The sequence below is a fragment of the Nonomuraea sp. B1E8 genome (assembly GCF_039871515.1).
GTDB lineage: Bacteria > Actinomycetota > Actinomycetes > Streptosporangiales > Streptosporangiaceae > Nonomuraea.
Genome location: NZ_JBDPLS010000001.1, coordinates 792334 through 806940 on the forward strand (window position 1 = coordinate 792334; position 14607 = coordinate 806940).

Genomic DNA, 14607 nt, shown 5'->3' on the forward strand with positions numbered 1-14607 from the left:
ATGCAACACCGATTCCACGCCGACCTGACCACGGACAACGCCGTCCTGCTGCTGGTGGATCACCAGATCGGGCTGTTCACCGGGGTGCGCGACATCACGGTGGGCGAGCTGAAGCACAACGTCACCCGCCTGGCCAGGGCGGCGCTGCGCCTGGATGTGCCCATCGTCGTCACCACCACCTCCGCCGACGGCATGTGGGGTCCGCTGATCCCCGAACTGCAGGCCGCCCTGCCGGACAAGGTGGAGGTGATCGACCGAAGCACGGTGAACGCCTGGCACGACGATCGGGTCCGGAGCGCCGTCGAGGCGGCCGGGCGCAGCAAGATCGTCATCGCCGGGGTCTCACTCGAGGTCTGCGCCGCCTTCCCCGCGATCTCCGCGACCGCGGCGGGTTACGACGCCTATGTCGCCGTGGACGCCTCGGGCACCTTCTCGGCGACCAAGCGGGAGACCGGCCTCCTGCGGCTGCAGCAGGCGGGCGTGATCGTGAGCGACTACGCCACGCTCGCCGTCGAAATGCTCGCCGACAACGCGCATCCGCTCGCACCGAACGTGTACGCCGACCTCGACATGCCGTTCGCCACCCTCGTCGGGCAACTGGCCGCCGCGAACGCGCGTTGACCGTTCGCTCCTGATCGCCTAACGACTTCCTGGCAAGACGCGTCGCGGTCGGCGAGCTGCGTGCGCACGACATGGCGACCGCGGCGAGGACCCTGTTCGCCACCGTGGCCGTCGGCCGCGGGACCTGATCCCCCGTCGACGTCTCCCACCTGGTCCGGCTGCTCTTCCCCGAGAAAAGGTGACCGTCATGCGCACCCAGAGCGCCAGGTGCTGCGTCGGCGGCGGAGGTCCCGCCGAGATCATGACCGGGCTGTTGCCGGCCCGGCAAAGCGTCGAGGTGATCGTGCTGGAGAAAGCACGCCGACTTCCTCAGGGTTTTCCGGCGCGAAACCGTCCACGCTGGAGCACGGCCCCGGCGCGCTCCGCACCGCGCCAGCATGACGCCGCCGGTCCTTGACTATCCGGCGGCGTACAACCTGGCGATCCGCGCGCCGAGATCGGCGCCGTAGTTCTGGTGGTAGACCTGGGCGGAGCAGTAGACCGGGCCCCCTTGCCGAACCAGGCCGGCGGTCCAGGTGACGGCGTTCTCCACGCCCGGGTCGCTCATCTGCAGGCCCGTGGCCACGATGTCGTCCACGCTGACGTCGACGAAATAGTCGCTGACGCCCTTGCGCTCGTACAGCCGCCACTCCAGCTTCGCGCTCCTCGCCCCGGCCAGTCGGGCCGTCAGGTCGACGGTGACCTTCTGCCACGCGTGGTCGTTGGCGGCGACGTCCTGCTCCCACACCACCTTGCCGTTGAGGAGAAGCTGCTTCACGTGGTAGCCGGCCGGGTTGCCACGGCCCCGGCCGTCCCCGTGCCAGAAGCTCACGCTGTACTTGCCGGCGCCCGGCGTGAGCTGGACCTGGCGGCTCGCGCTGCACCACATCCCCGCCTTGGTGGCGGTGTCCTTCTGAACGACGAAGCTCAGCCGCCCGTTGCCGGTGTGGGCGAGGTTGTCGCCCGTGGGCCGGGTCCACCCGCCGTCGCGGGACACGTAGGGGAGCTTGTACTGCACGACCCCGGCCAGCTCGCCCGTGCGTACGTGCTCAAGGGCCTTCTTGGTGACGGCCTCGACGTAGCCGACCGTAGGCTTCTGGGCGGCGTGGCTCAGCGGGTGGGCATACGGCATCAGGTAGACCTCAGTGCCGGGAAGCCGCTTGGCGAGCTGCTTGACCTGGTACGACAGGCTCCACGTCCACGACGTGTCCCGGTGCGGCGCGTCCCGGAAGGGGAAGATCACTCCATCCAGCAACGGGACCTGCTCGGCGATGAACGCGCCGGTGAACTGGCTGTAATAGACCGTGGGGACGAACTTCAACGAGGGATTGATCTGCCTGGCGGCCGCGCGCATCTTCTTGACGTACTCCGGCGTGAACGTCTTGAGGTCGTAGCCGTAGTCGTCCACGGTCCAGCCGGTCAGGTTCGGGTGGGTCCTGGAGAGGGTGGCGATCTCGCGCGCCCATGCCACGTAGTCGTGCTTGTACGGCCGGGAGACGCAACAGCCCGCCTGGCTCGGCGTGTACACGAGCACCCAGACGTCGATCCCGGCAGCGGCTGCGGCCGGGAGGAACTCGTTACGCAGGTCCTCCCAGTGCACGTTGTCGCCGGCCATCGGGTAGACGTAGGTGTTGGCGTTGAGGGCCTTCAACCCCGCGATCATCGCCTTGGTGTCGACGTGCCTGATCCCGTCGGCCCGCGGCTCCTCCTCCCGTATGAGGTTTCCCGCGGTCCCCACCACACCGGAGGGCTCCGCGTGAGCCACACCGGGGAGCGCCGACAGTAGCAACGCGACGACCATGACCAGCACAGAACGGGACACCAGGTTCCCTTCACCAACATCCGTGGACGAACGCGGTCAGCATAGGAGGCGCCGGTATGGCGCCGGTATGCCGCCGCTTCAACGTCGACAGCGCGGGACGGGCGGTGGCGAGTCCGCCCGGCTGCTCCTGCTGTACGATGCCGAGCAGATCGTGGTGGGACGAGCTCTCGTTCCCGTTCGCCACATCGATGGCGATCGACTTGCCGACCTCCAACTCGCCCTTGCGCACATCTTCGGGAGGGAGTGTTTGGAATGACCCGACTCATCGCTCAGGCCATCCGCAAGGACGGGTACTGGATCGCGCTGTTCGAAGGGCACCCCTCCGGAGGCGTCTCCGGGGACACGCTGGCCGAACTCCACCAGGAGGTCGAGGCCGTCAAGCACTTCGTCCTCGATCTTCCTGCCGATGTCACGATCGACGTCGAATATGTCTACGACCTCGGCGATGAGCAGGCCGCCGCTGAGCTTGGCGAGTTCCGGGCAGTCGATGCGCGAGCCAAGGCGCTGACCAAGGCACGCGACGCCATGGCCCAGCGGGCAGCCAAGGCGCTTGCAGCGGCCGGCATCAGTGAGCGCGACGGGGCCGTGATGATGGGCCTGTCAAAGCAACGCGTCCACCAACTCAAGCACGCTGGCTGATCTTCGGCCTGCGCGCTTCTCATGCAGCGACGTGCCGACATCGCACTCGCCCTGCTCCTGAGACGTTCACTACCTGGCCTGACCGTTCATGAGCTTCTCCCACAGCACCTCGGCCTTGCCCACTGTTGTCGGATGGCTCTCCCTGACGGTCTCGCCGAACTCGCGGCGCTGGGTACGCCGCACCCACGCCAGCCCTCCCGCGGCGCAGAACTCGTACACACACGGCTTGCACTCGCACGTGTGCCGCAGCACCCGCACCCGGACGAAGCGTGCCATCGGCACCTCCCACTCGACGGATTCGGCGTCCGGCAGCGGAGGACAGACGTGAGGGCCGTGGAAGTCGGGCAGCTTACTCATCGTGCGTTGTCTCCTCGTGCGCCATAGAGCGAAAGGCTGATTCGCTGTCTGATGAACCGGCGGAGGGTGTCATCGCGCAGCAGCGTACGGTTGGTGTACTACCCCCGTCTAGCCTCTGGGGTGGCTATGGCTTGTTTGCGCTAGCCGCGTAGCGTGTTGGAGTGATTGACAGGGAAGGGCCGATTCCGCCGTACCAGCAGATCGCGGCCGCGATTCGTCAGCTCATCGAGTCGGGTGAGATCCCGCCAGGCCGACGCATCCCTAGCCTGGTCGAACTGGAGGCCGAATTCGGCGTCGCACGAGACACCCTTCGCAAGGCCGTGCGAGTTCTCAAGGACGAAGGACTGGTCGAGACCGTGCAAGGGATGGGCGTTTACGTGAAGTCGCCGACAGGATCCAACGCCAAGGGGACTTGAACCGCAATTTCACCCCCGGCACTTGCCTTCCGAGGACGCCGGAGCGCCGTTGGGCTCCACTGTGGCCACCTCGGCCCACACCAGATTCCAGCGCAAGGCTACGGGACCGGCTCCCCACCTGATGGATGTCTGCTGGACCAGCCACAGCCCGCGCCCACGAGAGTCACTGTCCGCAGGCTCACGAGGCTGGGGTACGGTCGGCGCGCCTTGATCGATCACTTCTATCCTGGCCAACGCACCACTCACCTCGAAGACCTTCACGACCACCATGCCACCGGCCCGCCCGGAGCCGGTGTGCAGCACGGCGTTGCCCACCAGCTCGCTCGTGACGAGCCGCACCCCATCCGTTTCGCGATGCCCCGCAGCCGCCAGCGCGTCCACGACCCAGCGGCGAGCAAGCGACACCGAACGCGCAACACCGGGAAAGGTCATTTCGACCAGGATCCGATCGTTCACCAGGCAACCTCCCACACTCGCTCGGGCGCGCACTCGTCGTGTGCGTCCACCCATCGATCACGCCCGCGCCCCCACGTGAAGATCCAGCGCTCGCCCTGAAGCGCGGCCCGGACGAGTAGCGGCCCCGACTCCCGCCGGACCGAGACACACGGCTCCGCACGTCGTGGCAACTCAACCGAAACGGCCAGGCCGCGCGCCCTCAGCGCCCAAGCCAGCCGCGCCAGGTGGAAGAACTGCTCCTGCTCGCGACTCGGCCGCACCGAATCCAACCCCCGCCGATCGTCCCGCTTCCGTGTTGTCCGGGTACGTCGCATCGCTTCGAACCGCCTTACAGCCCCAGAAACATCCGATTTTGGTCACCGTGTACTTCGTACAACTGGATCTGAGCGCGCCATGAGCCGACTCGTTGCGACGCCCACGGGCAATGACGCAGCTCATAACGGTTATGAACACCGCCGACAAACACAGAGTGTGCAGCAACCACTACGCTCCGCGCAAGCGATGCATCAGAATGAACTTCGTACAAGTTGTGACCACAAGATCGATCCAGCAGACTTTGTTGTAACTCACGGAGGTGAAATGACTACCCAGCGCAGCCCATCGGCTCGTCAACGCCGCCTGGCCGCCATACTGCGCAGCTTGCGCAAGGAAAAGGGCATGTCACGGGAGACGGTCGCGGATCGGATGGGATGTTCGCCGCCGACGATCACCCGCATAGAAGCGGCACAGACCGGCGCACGCATCGCCGACGTGACCATGATGCTGGAGATCTACGAGGTGCCGGACCACACGAAGGAGGTGCTCCTCCAATTGGCCCGCGACGCCCGAAAACGTGGCTGGTGGGACAAAATATCCGATTCGATTCCCGAGTACTTCCAGAGCTACGTGGGCCTCGAAGAGGACGCATCATCCATCTCTGGATACGAGAGTGAATACATACCCGGCCTGTTCCAGACCAAGGAGTACGCGAGGGCCATCTTGAACGCGGAGCCGACGCTGCCTCCCGAGGAGGAGTTGAACGACACCCTCTCGATCCGCATGAAGCGCCAAGAGCGACTGTCGTCAGACAATCCTCCCGAAATGTGGATGGTGCTCAACGAGGCTGTGATCCGGCGCCACGTCGCCGGGGGCGTCATGCGTCGTCAGCTACAGCACCTCCTCGATCTCTCGTCCCACAACTTCATCACTGTCCAGATCCTCGCCTTCGACAGCGGGGCCCACCCAGCGATGAACGGCGGATTCCGCATCCTGAAATTCCCAAAACTATCGGATCCGGACATTGTGTACCTTGAGTATTGGAAGGGCAGCATTCATCTAGAAGACCCTGACGACGTTGCAGACTACAACCGGCTATTCGATCATCTTCGCGCAAGAGCACTCGGCCCTGATCAGAGCCGACGCCTCATCGAGCAGGCAGCAGGAGGATCCAATGAACGGTAGGCAAGAAGAGGACCGGGAGCAGAACATCCGTACCGCATGGCGGAAGTCGAGCTTTTCCAATGGAACCGGCGGAGACTGCGTTGAAGCAGCGCTGGTCGACGGAACCGCTGATGCTGCCACTAGCGAGCTCAGCCTGCAACACAAAGCCAGCCAGGGACCTCTCATCGCGCTACGCGACTCCAAGGATCCCGAGGGGCCCAAGCTCTACTTCACTCGAAGCGAGTTCGCCGCCTTCTGCCGTGGCATCATGGCAGGCGAGTTTGACGACCTGGGGTAGAAGTAGATTCGACAGACGCCTCGCCAACCTGGTTGGTGAGGCGTCTCCCTGTCGAGGCGGACTACGACTCTGAAGTCTTCGTTCGGGACTGTCACCTTCAAGTGACTCCTTTTCCGGGCTGCCTGGGGAGCCTCACACGACAGACATCGCCTGTAACGGGACAACACTCCAAGGAGTACTCACGATCCGCGACGATCCGTTGCAGGGATGCTTTCAGCTCCGGACGCCCGAAGTCAGGGCGAATACGGCGGGCGATGACCACGATGGTCACTTCAGAAGCTCCCGCGAGCAGGAGGGCCGAAGCTGCGGACTGAGCATGACCACCTTGTACCCAGGTGTCCTCCAGCACGACGATGTGCTGTCCGGCCGCGGCCGCCGGATCAGGCACGGTGAAATGCTCGGGCCGTAACTGACGCCGTTCCGCCTCAGGCACATCGCGTGCAGCATGGAGATCTATCTTCTCCCAGTGACCTGGAAGCACTGCCCCCAGAGTAGCGAGGGGATGGGTTCCTACACGCCCTCGAAGCGAGGGCACGACCGCCATTCCGGTGACGGGCTTTGGAGCGAGCGCACTCAGGCAATGCGCGTGCGCCTCGGCAAACCCTATGAGAAGAAGGAGAAGACGCTGGTAAGAGGGATTTCGGAGCCGATAACGATCAGGCATTGGCTCTTTGTAGCGGTACATGTCCCGGTCTGCTTGCGTGCCCACGGCGGCGTAGGTCAACGGCACGACCCGCTGTGCAACGGGCACACCGCCAGGCCTCGTATCGAGGGTGCAGCGGTAACACCTCGTGTACTGCGGAGAAACAGGGCCGGTGCAGGTGTCGCATGTGACGCTCTGCAACCGGAGCGGGTTCGTCATGATCGCGCCAAGACGTTCACGAATCATGTCCCGGAGCTGCGGGAGTGTCTCCGCCAAGTGTGTCAGCCAATCCTTGAAAGGAGGTCCTCAAGCTGCTTGGGCCGGCGGAGCAGGTCGTCGACGATGACCATGGCCTCATCGACATCACCAGCCACGTGGACGTCGGGCTTGCTCGCCGTAGCCTTTCCCCATTCGGTGCGATCGACCACCGACCGCATCAAAATCACAGGACGACCGTGTTCAACCGCCTTGCGTGCCTGAATGCGTGTGCCGCTTCTTTCGCCGGCCTCAACGATGATCGTCGCCAGACTGTAGCCGGACATCGTGCCGTTGCGAAGCGGGAACGTCGACTTGTCCGGCGCTCTGTCCGGCCAGAACTGGGAGAACACGGCGCCTTGGTCGGCGACCTCTCGATGGAGGTCTCGGTTCTCCGGCGGGAAATGGCGGTGAATCCCCGTGCCGATGATGGCCACTGTCCGGCCCCCTGCCCCGAGTGCGGCCCGGTGCGCGGCCGTGTCGACACCTGCTGCGAGGCCCGAGACCACTGCGAGGTCGCGCTCCACGAGCCGCGTGGCCAACTCCGCCGCCACCGACCTGCCCTGCGATGAAACAGACCGGGAGCCGACCACAGCGACTCCGTCGTCCTCTTCGAGGAGCGTCCCACGAGCGAACAGCAGCGCAGGCCGATCGAACACATCTCGCAGCCGGTGCGGGTAGCGGTCGTCTCCCAATGTCATGACGTGGATGCCGCTCTGCTCCCACGCGGCGATCTCCTCGTTCGCCTGGGCCATCGCCTCTTCCAACGGGTCGGAGAACAGATCGATGGGGGCAAGGCTCTCACGCAGCAACGCCTCCGCGGAGGCGCCTTCGGTGAGGTGCTGCACGAGCTCGCGTTCACCCTTCTCCGTGGAGATACGGCGAAGCAGCGCCACTGTCGCGGCGCGTTCCCTCTCGTCCCGATGGCTCACACCCACAGAGTAGTGTCCTGGCCCGCCCCACGTCATCCCCGCCATCGAACACATGATCCAATATTGACGAACGGTCCACGATTCAGGTGAGGAACGCCGGGCGGAGCATGGTGAAGGCGCGGTCGACCAGGGTGAGGCGGTCGACGGCGCCGCCGGTGCGCAGCCATTCGCGGGCCACCGCGTCCAGGGCCGCGCCCGCCGCTGCCGCCGCCAGGTCGGCCTCCAGCGGCGGCATCCCGCGGTCGGCCAGTGCCTGGATGATCCGGGTGCGGGCCTCGTCGCGTTTCTGCAGGAGCCTGGTGCGCAGCGCGGGCGTGGACTCGATGAGCCGCATCGCGTCGGCCTGCGCGCTGATGCGCGACTCCCAGCCGCGCAGCACTGCGTGCAGGCACTGCCACGGCTCCTCCTGCGGCGGCCGGGCGGCGATCTCCTGCGCGACCTGCTCCCCCATCGTCTCGATCTCGCCGAAGACGACGTCCTCCTTGGTCGGGAAATAGCGGAAGAAGCTGCGTTTCGACATCCCGGCCGCCCTGGCGATGTCGTCGACGGTCGTCTCGTCGAAGCCGCGCTCGGCGAACAACTCCAGCGCCCGCCCGGCCAGCTCGGCGCGTACGGCGCGCCTGGTGCGATCCCGCAGACCTTCCATTCGTGCATTCTACACTGATTGCCATCTGTGGCACTCGGTGTCATATTGGTCCATCGATCTCGAAGGTGGTGGATCTTCATGCACGGCAAGACCGTCCTGGTCACCGGCGGCACCGGTGGCATAGGCAAGGAGACCGCGCGCGGGCTGGTCGCGCGCGGCGCCCGGGTGATCCTGGTCGGCCGCGACCCCGTACGCGCGCGGCGGGCGGCGGACGAGCTCGGCGCGGGCGGTGGCCGGGTCGAGGCCCTGACCGCGGACGTGACCAGGCAACGCGACCTCGCCAGGCTCGCCGCTCAGGTGGCCGAACGTTGCGACCGGCTGGACGTACTGATCAACAACGTCGGTACGAACCCGCCGCGCCGCACCCTCACAGAAGACGGCGTGGAGGCCACCTTCGCCGCCCACGTGCTCACCCCGTTCACGCTCACCCGTCTCCTCCTGCCCCTGCTCGGCGGCCGGGTCGTCAACCTCACCGGAGGCATCCCCGGCGGCCCGATCGAGCTGGACAACCTGCAGGCGGAGCGGCGTTACCTGGGGTGGACGTTCAGCCAGTACAACCACACCAAGACGATGCTCATGGCGATGAGCCTGCGCTTCGCCGAGCAGGAGCAGGTGGCCGGCAGCGGCGTCACGGTCAACGTCGCCTACCCCGGCCACGGCCACACGCCGATGAACCAGTCGATGACGGCGGCCGGCTTCCCCTACGTGTACCGCCCGATCGTCCCGCTGCTGCGGGCCGTGACACCGCGGGTCTTCGGCGACCTGAGCAAGCCGTCCCGCTCCAGCGTCCACCTCGCCTCCAGCGGCGACGTGGAAGGGGTGACCGGGACGTACTTCACCAGCAAGTGCCGCCGCGCTCCCTGGCCGGCCAGCGCGCTCGACCGGCGCAACCAGGACACGATCTGGGCTCTGTGCGAGGACCTGACCAGGGAGACGGTCTGACGTCACGCCATCAGAAACGCTGGCTACCCGGCCTTGCCGGAAGGTGCGGGGGTTACCAGCCGAGGGCCGACGTTCCAGCCGTCGAGCAGCACCCGGCGCTCCTCCGGCGGTACGCCGTCCCACTCGCAGCGGAGCACCCGTTCCTCGCCGGGCAGCAGGTCGATGGCGTTGTCGTCCCAGCGCATCCAGCCCTGTGCGGCGGCCGGCCGCGCGTCGAGCAGGCGCAGGAACGGCGCCGCCGGCCCGTCCTCGTGCCGCACGCGCAGCGTCCACGTCGTGCCGGCGGTCTCCAGGTGCGTGGAGACCCTGGCCTCGCGGAGCGTGAGCAGCCCGGCGAAGTCGGGGCCGGAGGTCAGCAGGTAGCGGTTGCCGGTGGACAGGTCCAGGAGGAGCAGCTCCCCGTCACCGGCGCACCGGATCTCGCCCAGCGGCCGCGGCGGGCCGCCTTCGGTCGTCCAGTGCTCCTTCGCGAGCTCGCTCCCGTCCAGGCGGAGGAAACGGGCCGTGACCTCCGCCGGACCGTCCGACCAGGCCCAGACCGTGGCGGTGACCTCGCCGCCCACGCGCTGAGCCGGGAGCGCCGCGCAGACGTGGGCGTTGCGGTACGCCCGGCGTACGTAGTGGTAGACAGCCTTGGGCTCGCCGAAATAGTCGACGGCGGCCGTGCACCACCCGTTGGGGAAGGACTCGTTGAGCTGCCACGGCAGCACGCCACAACTCTCGGGCCGGCGCAGGTTGGCCTCCACGGCGTACCGCAGCCCGTCGGCCTGGAGGAACTGGCTGGCCCTCGACATGGTCGCGAGGTCGCCGATCGCGCCGCCGAACGCCTCCTGGACCAGCGGCTCGTTGTTCCACCACCGGCCGAGGTGGTCCCAGACGGGGTGGCGGGTCGTCGGAAGGCGGCGCGCCTGCTCGGGCACGACCGACTCGATCGCCCGTACGTTGCTCATCCCCTCGACCCCGAACTCGCTGAGCAGCAACGACCGCCCCCGGTCGTAGAAGCCGTAGTGATCGGACAGACCCTGGTGCTCCCACGGGCCGTGCGCGTCGTGCGGGCTCGGGCCTTCGAAGGTGTTGCCGAACACCGGCCCGGACGGTGAGGTCGGCAACCAGTGCCGGTCGGGGTCGAGCCGCGCCACGACGTCATGCAGCGCCTGGAGCACCGGGGATTCCGCGTCGGTCAGCGGGACGCCGTCGGCTCGCTGCAACTCGTTCCCGCCGCACCAGACGGCCAGGCTGGGGTGGTTGCGGCGGGCGGGCACGATGCGCTCGGCCTCCCACGCCATCCGCGCGACGAACGCCTCGTCCTCGCTGGGCACGCTGCGCATGCCGGAGCTGGACTGGGCGAACTCCTGCCAGACCAGAATCCCGTACTCGTCGCACAGGTCGTAGAACATGGTGCTCTCGACGAGCCCGCCGCCCCACACCCGCAACATCGTCACGCCGGCGTCGCGGGCCAGCGTGAGGAGGTGCCGCACCCTGGCCTCCTCGACCGCGCCGTAGAGAGCGTCGGCGGGCACCCAGTTCCAGCCCTTGATCGTGACCGGCTCCCCGTCGACGGTCAGCCGGTACGGGAGCGCACCCGTCTGGTCGGCGCGGAACCGTACGTCGCGGAAGCCGACGCGAACCCGGCGCTCGTCGCCCTTCACCGCGGTGGTCAGCTCGTAGAGGTGGGCCTCGCCGTGGCCGTTGAGGCGCCACCGGCGGGGCTGCCCGACCTGGAGGACCGCGTGCTCGCCGGTGGCCGTCGCGACCACCCGGCCGTCGGCGTCCCTGAGTGTGTGCTCGACGTCCACCTGCGGGCCGTCCACCTCGGTTCTCACGACGATTTCCGAGCCCGCGGGCCGGGCCCAGACGTCGGCCAGCCTCGTGGGCCCGGTGACGCGCAGCCGTACGGGCCCCCACAGTCCTTGGTGCACGATTCGCGGGCAGAAGTCCCACCCGTACCCCATCCGCCCCTTGTGCACGCTGACCTTGGCCGTGTAGCCGACCTGCGGCTCGCTGACGGGCGCCGGATCCACGACCACCGCCAGGCTGTGTTCGCCCGTGATGAGCCCGGTCACCTCGACGACCAGCGGGACGTACGTGCCCTCGTGCGTGGCGATGCGCTCGCCGTCGAGGTAGACGGAGGCGGAGTGGTCGATGCCGTCGAACTCCAGGAACGCCCGCTCCCCGGGTGCCATGTCCGGCGCGCTCAGCCTGGTCCGGTAGACCCAGGTCCGCTGGGACACCCACTCGGAGAGCAGGCTCTGCCTGCCGACGTACGGGCTCGGCACCTGGTCGGCGGCCAGCAGATCCGCCAGCACGCTGCCCGGCACCCTCGCGGGAATCCACCCGCCCGCGCCGCGGCCGTCCCTGGCGTGGAGCTGGGCCCGGTGCAACTGCCAGTCGTCCCCGAGGAAACCCCGAAGCTCCCATCGCTGATCCATGCGCGCCTTCCGTCCGCTTGTGTGGGATCGTTCCCACACAAGCCTAACGGTGGAAGGGCGAGGCTGCGTCGGCGGATCCCGTCACCCGGGTGGCGCGCCGGCGGCCATGGCCTTCACGTCCGCGGTCGTCACCGGCCGGAGCACTGCCTCGCGGACGGCGGTGAACCAAACCTCAGGTTCATCTGTCTGATGAGTAGAGCGAGGAGGTTCGCATGCCCATCAGACCGGTTGCCACCACCTTCATGGCCCTGGCACTGACCATGGCCGGCGTCCAGCCGACGAGCGCACAGGGGGCGAGCACGCCCACCACGAACGTCCAGTCCATCGAATCGAAACCGTGGATCAAACTCGCGGGCACGTCGGGCAAGCTCAACGACGGGCCGGGAGCGGTCCGCCTGGCCTCGTACTCCCTGGTCTTCGACGCCGGCCAGGGCTACTACGGCTACCTGCGCGAGGGCGACAGGTTCGTCAGGACGCCGTACCGCGAGGCGCTGGTAGCGCCCGGGCAGCGGTGGGTGGCCGGGATTCCGGACCACCGGCTGTGGCTGCCCATGAAGAAGATCGACCTGATCGATCGTCAGAGCCGCCGGAAGTACACCATTTCCCTGCCCGCGCCGGCGACGTCCCCCGAGTGGTCGCCGGACGGCCGCACGCTCCTGCTCACGGCGTACGACAAGCACCGTGACGGAAGCCTGACCATCATCGGCTTCATCACCGTGAACGTGGCCGACCGCGTTCCCCGCCTGGTCAAAGCCGGGCCCCGCCGCACCGTCTCCGACTGGTCCATCGGACGTACCCTCCGCTTCTACTTCGCCGGCAGGTCCGGCCGGGTGCTGGCCAAGCACAACGATGCGGACCCCTCTTCGCCCAAGAGCCGCATCGCCGTCTACGACCAGCGCGGGAAGTTGCGCAGGTTCTACACAGGCGTCGGCGCCTTCGACGTGTGGTCCGCCGTGACGGTCTCCTCGCCCTCGGGGCGGTTGTTCGCCACAGTGGTCCGCAAGGGCGACAACAGGGTGCAGATCGGCATCGTAGAGGCTTCGACCGGGAAGATCCTCCACCGGATCGGCAAGAAGGACGTCCGCGCCTTCGCCGGCTGGTACGACGACGAGCACATCATCGTGAAGCGGGTGAACGGCCTCACGCAGCTCTTCCAACGCGTCGACCTCTCCGGCAGGGCCGACCTCGACCTGATCAAGGAGAAGCTCGTCGTCGGCATCGCCGACTACAAGCCGCACCTGGAGCGGGTCAACTTCGTGCGCCCGAACTAGCCGCTCCAGCGTGCACCCCGGGTCCGACGTCACGCCACACGTGCGCTGCATCGCACCACTCCATGGTCAGGGCAATGAAGCGCAACGGGACCCTCTTCATCGGCGCGGCGCTGACGTTGATCGGCACGCTGGTCCACGTCTTCCCCCGCACCAGACGATGGTCACCGTGATCCTCGGGCTGGCCGGTGCGCTGTCGTACACCGTCGGCATCGGCGGGATACGGCGGGCCCGGAGCGCGAGCCGTACGTCGTGATCGCGGCCTGCGTGACGTGGGGCGGCTTGCCGCCCCACGTCACGCTCCGCCGGCCCCGCGAGGCTCTCCCCCTCCGTCCGCGCGCTGGCCCCGGCAGCCGCACCGCCGCTGACCGGCCGGTCCGTCGCCGACGACGCGGCTGCCTACGGTCGGGGTCCCGTCATCCGGTGAAGCGGATCGTGGCGCCCTTGCTGGTGATGGCCAGCACGCGGAAGGAAAGGGTGTTCTTGCCGTTGCTCTGCATGTTGCCCCGAGCCCCTTCACCCAGGGAAGTCGTCAAGCCGGGCGCCCGCACCACGACCATGTCCTGGTTGAAGATGCCGCCGACGAACTCCTTGGAGACGTACACCCTGGAGAAGCCGTAACGCTTCGCGGAGATGCGAAAGCTCACCTTCTTCGAGAACGTGAACTTGCATTTCCCGTCGTAGCAGCCGCGGTAGCTGGGCTTGGCCGTGGCGGCGGCGGGGGTGGCGGCCACGACGGGCGTCACGACCATGGCGCACGCAAGGGTCAGGGCGCTGATGGCCTTCCTGTGCATGGTCTTACCTTTCATCCGTTCAACGAAAGCGTGATCTTTCTATCGCGTCTCCGGCGGGAGGGGTCCCGACGCCGTGGCACGACACTGGTGGCTGATGTCGTCGCGCGAGCAAGGGAGCAGAGATGCCAGGCGTACCGACCGGGCGAATGGCGCTGGTGAGCGCGGTGACCGCAGCCGGACTGCTCACCGGCTGCGGCTCCCCGGCCGAGAAAATGGCCTCGCCGGCTACGTCCCCGCAGCCTTCCCTTTCTGAGGCGAGTCCCCCGTCGTCGGCCCCCTCCCCATCAGCGACGCCCTCGCCGTCATCGACCCCCTCGCCGACGCCGTCGGCGCTCCCGAAGGCCAGGAACGGTACGAGACTCCGGGCGTGCCGGGACGCGAAGTGCGAGGTGCTCATCTCGGACGGTCGGACCATCAGGCTGGACGACAAGTGGGGCTTGATGCCCATCAACGTCACCGTCGAGGACGACTCGGTCACCTTCCACGCCTTCACCGCGTCCGGCATGCAGGTCACCATGTCCGAGCAGACGCCGGACCAAGGAGGCCCCAGCACCATCAACGACGTCAGCTTCGAGGTCCTGGCGGTCAAGGGGAAGAAGGCCGTCATCAAGATCACGCACTAGGAGAGCGGTCACCAGGCGTCGCAGACGTACAGCAGGCTGTACGTGACCCACCGCGACGACCGTTACAT

General features: G+C 67.3%; 18 protein-coding genes. 9 read left to right on the top strand and 9 right to left on the bottom strand.

The genetic code is table 11. The features are described 5' to 3' along the window. Both ABGA98_RS03565 and ABGA98_RS03570 read left to right on the top strand, forming a co-directional pair. Nucleotides 1-621 (top strand): isochorismatase family protein, encoded by a 621-nt coding sequence (locus ABGA98_RS03565; RefSeq protein ID WP_347616714.1) that lies wholly within the window; start codon nt 1-3, stop codon nt 619-621. Between the two features lie 187 nt (nt 622-808). Beyond that, nucleotides 809-1018 (top strand): hypothetical protein, encoded by a 210-nt coding sequence (locus ABGA98_RS03570; protein WP_347616715.1) that lies wholly within the window; start codon nt 809-811, stop codon nt 1016-1018. On the opposite strand, the gene ABGA98_RS03575 is transcribed toward ABGA98_RS03570, so the two are convergent. Continuing rightward, nucleotides 1019-2422 (bottom strand): hypothetical protein, encoded by a 1404-nt coding sequence (locus ABGA98_RS03575; protein WP_347616716.1) that lies wholly within the window; start codon nt 2420-2422, stop codon nt 1019-1021. Between the two features lie 10 nt (nt 2423-2432). After that, complete coding sequence (locus ABGA98_RS03580; protein ID WP_347616717.1) at nt 2433-2651, bottom strand: hypothetical protein; 219 nt, start codon at nt 2649-2651, stop codon at nt 2433-2435. A 23-nt stretch (nt 2652-2674) separates the two neighbouring features. On the opposite strand from ABGA98_RS03580, the gene ABGA98_RS03585 reads away from it, so the two are divergent. Then, the gene (locus ABGA98_RS03585; protein WP_347616718.1) at nt 2675-3061 is read left to right on the top strand and encodes a hypothetical protein; all 387 of its coding nucleotides are present in this window, start codon (nt 2675-2677) and stop codon (nt 3059-3061) included. A gap of 69 nt (nt 3062-3130) precedes the next feature. Here the strand turns inward: ABGA98_RS03585 and ABGA98_RS03590 are convergent, their stop codons facing one another. After that, nucleotides 3131-3418, bottom strand: coding sequence for a hypothetical protein (locus ABGA98_RS03590; protein WP_347616719.1), 288 nt, complete (start codon nt 3416-3418; stop codon nt 3131-3133). A 161-nt stretch (nt 3419-3579) separates the two neighbouring features. Here ABGA98_RS03590 and ABGA98_RS03595 point away from each other — a divergent pair, with 161 nt between their 5' ends. Further along, nucleotides 3580-3834: a GntR family transcriptional regulator gene (locus ABGA98_RS03595; protein WP_347616720.1), complete on the top strand. Its 255-nt coding sequence runs from the start codon at nt 3580-3582 to the stop codon at nt 3832-3834. A gap of 9 nt (nt 3835-3843) precedes the next feature. Here ABGA98_RS03595 and ABGA98_RS03600 read toward each other — a convergent pair whose 3' ends face one another. Beyond that, nucleotides 3844-4290 (bottom strand): ATP-binding protein, encoded by a 447-nt coding sequence (locus ABGA98_RS03600; protein WP_347616721.1) that lies wholly within the window; start codon nt 4288-4290, stop codon nt 3844-3846. Between the two features lie 579 nt (nt 4291-4869). On the opposite strand from ABGA98_RS03600, the gene ABGA98_RS03605 reads away from it, so the two are divergent. Together ABGA98_RS03605 and ABGA98_RS03610 are read left to right on the top strand one after the other, a co-directional pair. Continuing rightward, nucleotides 4870-5730, top strand: coding sequence for a helix-turn-helix transcriptional regulator (locus ABGA98_RS03605; RefSeq protein WP_347616722.1), 861 nt, complete (start codon nt 4870-4872; stop codon nt 5728-5730). Further along, nucleotides 5720-6007, top strand: a complete 288-nt coding sequence (locus ABGA98_RS03610; RefSeq protein WP_347616723.1) for a DUF397 domain-containing protein — start codon at nt 5720-5722, stop codon at nt 6005-6007. The genes ABGA98_RS03605 and ABGA98_RS03610 overlap by 11 nt, the downstream gene beginning before the upstream one ends. A 97-nt stretch (nt 6008-6104) precedes the next feature. Here the strand turns inward: ABGA98_RS03610 and ABGA98_RS03615 are convergent, their stop codons facing one another. The 3 genes from ABGA98_RS03615 to ABGA98_RS03625 form a co-directional block, all read right to left on the bottom strand. Further along, nucleotides 6105-6692 carry a hypothetical protein gene (locus tag ABGA98_RS03615; protein WP_347616724.1) on the bottom strand — a complete coding sequence of 196 codons (588 nt, stop codon included), beginning with the start codon at nt 6690-6692 and terminating at the stop codon, nt 6105-6107. A 239-nt stretch (nt 6693-6931) separates the two neighbouring features. Further along, a complete protein-coding gene (locus ABGA98_RS03620) occupies nt 6932-7837 on the bottom strand; it encodes a DNA-processing protein DprA (RefSeq protein ID WP_347616725.1) in 906 nt (301 codons plus the stop codon). A gap of 82 nt (nt 7838-7919) precedes the next feature. Beyond that, nucleotides 7920-8483 (bottom strand): TetR family transcriptional regulator, encoded by a 564-nt coding sequence (locus ABGA98_RS03625; RefSeq protein WP_347616726.1) that lies wholly within the window; start codon nt 8481-8483, stop codon nt 7920-7922. A gap of 78 nt (nt 8484-8561) precedes the next feature. Here ABGA98_RS03625 and ABGA98_RS03630 point away from each other — a divergent pair, with 78 nt between their 5' ends. Then, nucleotides 8562-9425 (top strand): SDR family NAD(P)-dependent oxidoreductase, encoded by an 864-nt coding sequence (locus tag ABGA98_RS03630; protein ID WP_347616727.1) that lies wholly within the window; start codon nt 8562-8564, stop codon nt 9423-9425. Between the two features lie 23 nt (nt 9426-9448). Here the strand turns inward: ABGA98_RS03630 and ABGA98_RS03635 are convergent, their stop codons facing one another. Further along, on the bottom strand, nt 9449-11854 hold the full coding sequence (locus tag ABGA98_RS03635) for a glycoside hydrolase family 2 TIM barrel-domain containing protein (protein ID WP_347616728.1): 2406 nt from the start codon (nt 11852-11854) through the stop codon (nt 9449-9451). Nucleotides 11855-12066: 212 nt separating this feature from the next. Here ABGA98_RS03635 and ABGA98_RS03640 point away from each other — a divergent pair, with 212 nt between their 5' ends. Then, a complete protein-coding gene (locus ABGA98_RS03640; protein ID WP_347616729.1) occupies nt 12067-13125 on the top strand; it encodes a hypothetical protein in 1059 nt (352 codons plus the stop codon). Between the two features lie 413 nt (nt 13126-13538). On the opposite strand, the gene ABGA98_RS03645 is transcribed toward ABGA98_RS03640, so the two are convergent. Further along, nucleotides 13539-13931 (bottom strand): hypothetical protein, encoded by a 393-nt coding sequence (locus ABGA98_RS03645; RefSeq protein WP_347616730.1) that lies wholly within the window; start codon nt 13929-13931, stop codon nt 13539-13541. A 425-nt stretch (nt 13932-14356) separates the two neighbouring features. Between ABGA98_RS03645 and ABGA98_RS03650 the strand changes: the two genes are divergently transcribed. Next, entirely contained in the window at nt 14357-14539 is a 183-nt protein-coding gene (locus ABGA98_RS03650) for a hypothetical protein (RefSeq protein WP_347616731.1), read from the top strand. Nucleotides 14540-14607 lie beyond the last annotated feature (68 nt).

Bases quoted from the DNA above. Each gene is read 5' to 3' on its own strand.
- ABGA98_RS03585 (WP_347616718.1), top strand. From the start codon at position 2,675: ATGACCCGACTCATCGCTCAGGCCATCCGCAAGGACGGGTACTGGATC.
- ABGA98_RS03610 (WP_347616723.1), top strand. From the start codon at position 5,720: ATGAACGGTAGGCAAGAAGAGGACCGGGAGCAGAACATCCGTACCGCA.
- ABGA98_RS03605 (WP_347616722.1), top strand. From the start codon at position 4,870: ATGACTACCCAGCGCAGCCCATCGGCTCGTCAACGCCGCCTGGCCGCC.
- ABGA98_RS03635 (WP_347616728.1), bottom strand. From the start codon at position 11,854: ATGGATCAGCGATGGGAGCTTCGGGGTTTCCTCGGGGACGACTGGCAG.
- ABGA98_RS03650 (WP_347616731.1), top strand. From the start codon at position 14,357: ATGCCCATCAACGTCACCGTCGAGGACGACTCGGTCACCTTCCACGCC.
- ABGA98_RS03625 (WP_347616726.1), bottom strand. From the start codon at position 8,483: ATGGAAGGTCTGCGGGATCGCACCAGGCGCGCCGTACGCGCCGAGCTG.
- ABGA98_RS03645 (WP_347616730.1), bottom strand. From the start codon at position 13,931: ATGAAAGGTAAGACCATGCACAGGAAGGCCATCAGCGCCCTGACCCTT.
- ABGA98_RS03565 (WP_347616714.1), top strand. From the start codon at position 1: ATGCAACACCGATTCCACGCCGACCTGACCACGGACAACGCCGTCCTG.
- ABGA98_RS03615 (WP_347616724.1), bottom strand. From the start codon at position 6,692: ATGTACCGCTACAAAGAGCCAATGCCTGATCGTTATCGGCTCCGAAAT.
- ABGA98_RS03570 (WP_347616715.1), top strand. From the start codon at position 809: ATGCGCACCCAGAGCGCCAGGTGCTGCGTCGGCGGCGGAGGTCCCGCC.
- ABGA98_RS03590 (WP_347616719.1), bottom strand. From the start codon at position 3,418: ATGAGTAAGCTGCCCGACTTCCACGGCCCTCACGTCTGTCCTCCGCTG.
- ABGA98_RS03630 (WP_347616727.1), top strand. From the start codon at position 8,562: ATGCACGGCAAGACCGTCCTGGTCACCGGCGGCACCGGTGGCATAGGC.
- ABGA98_RS03640 (WP_347616729.1), top strand. From the start codon at position 12,067: ATGCCCATCAGACCGGTTGCCACCACCTTCATGGCCCTGGCACTGACC.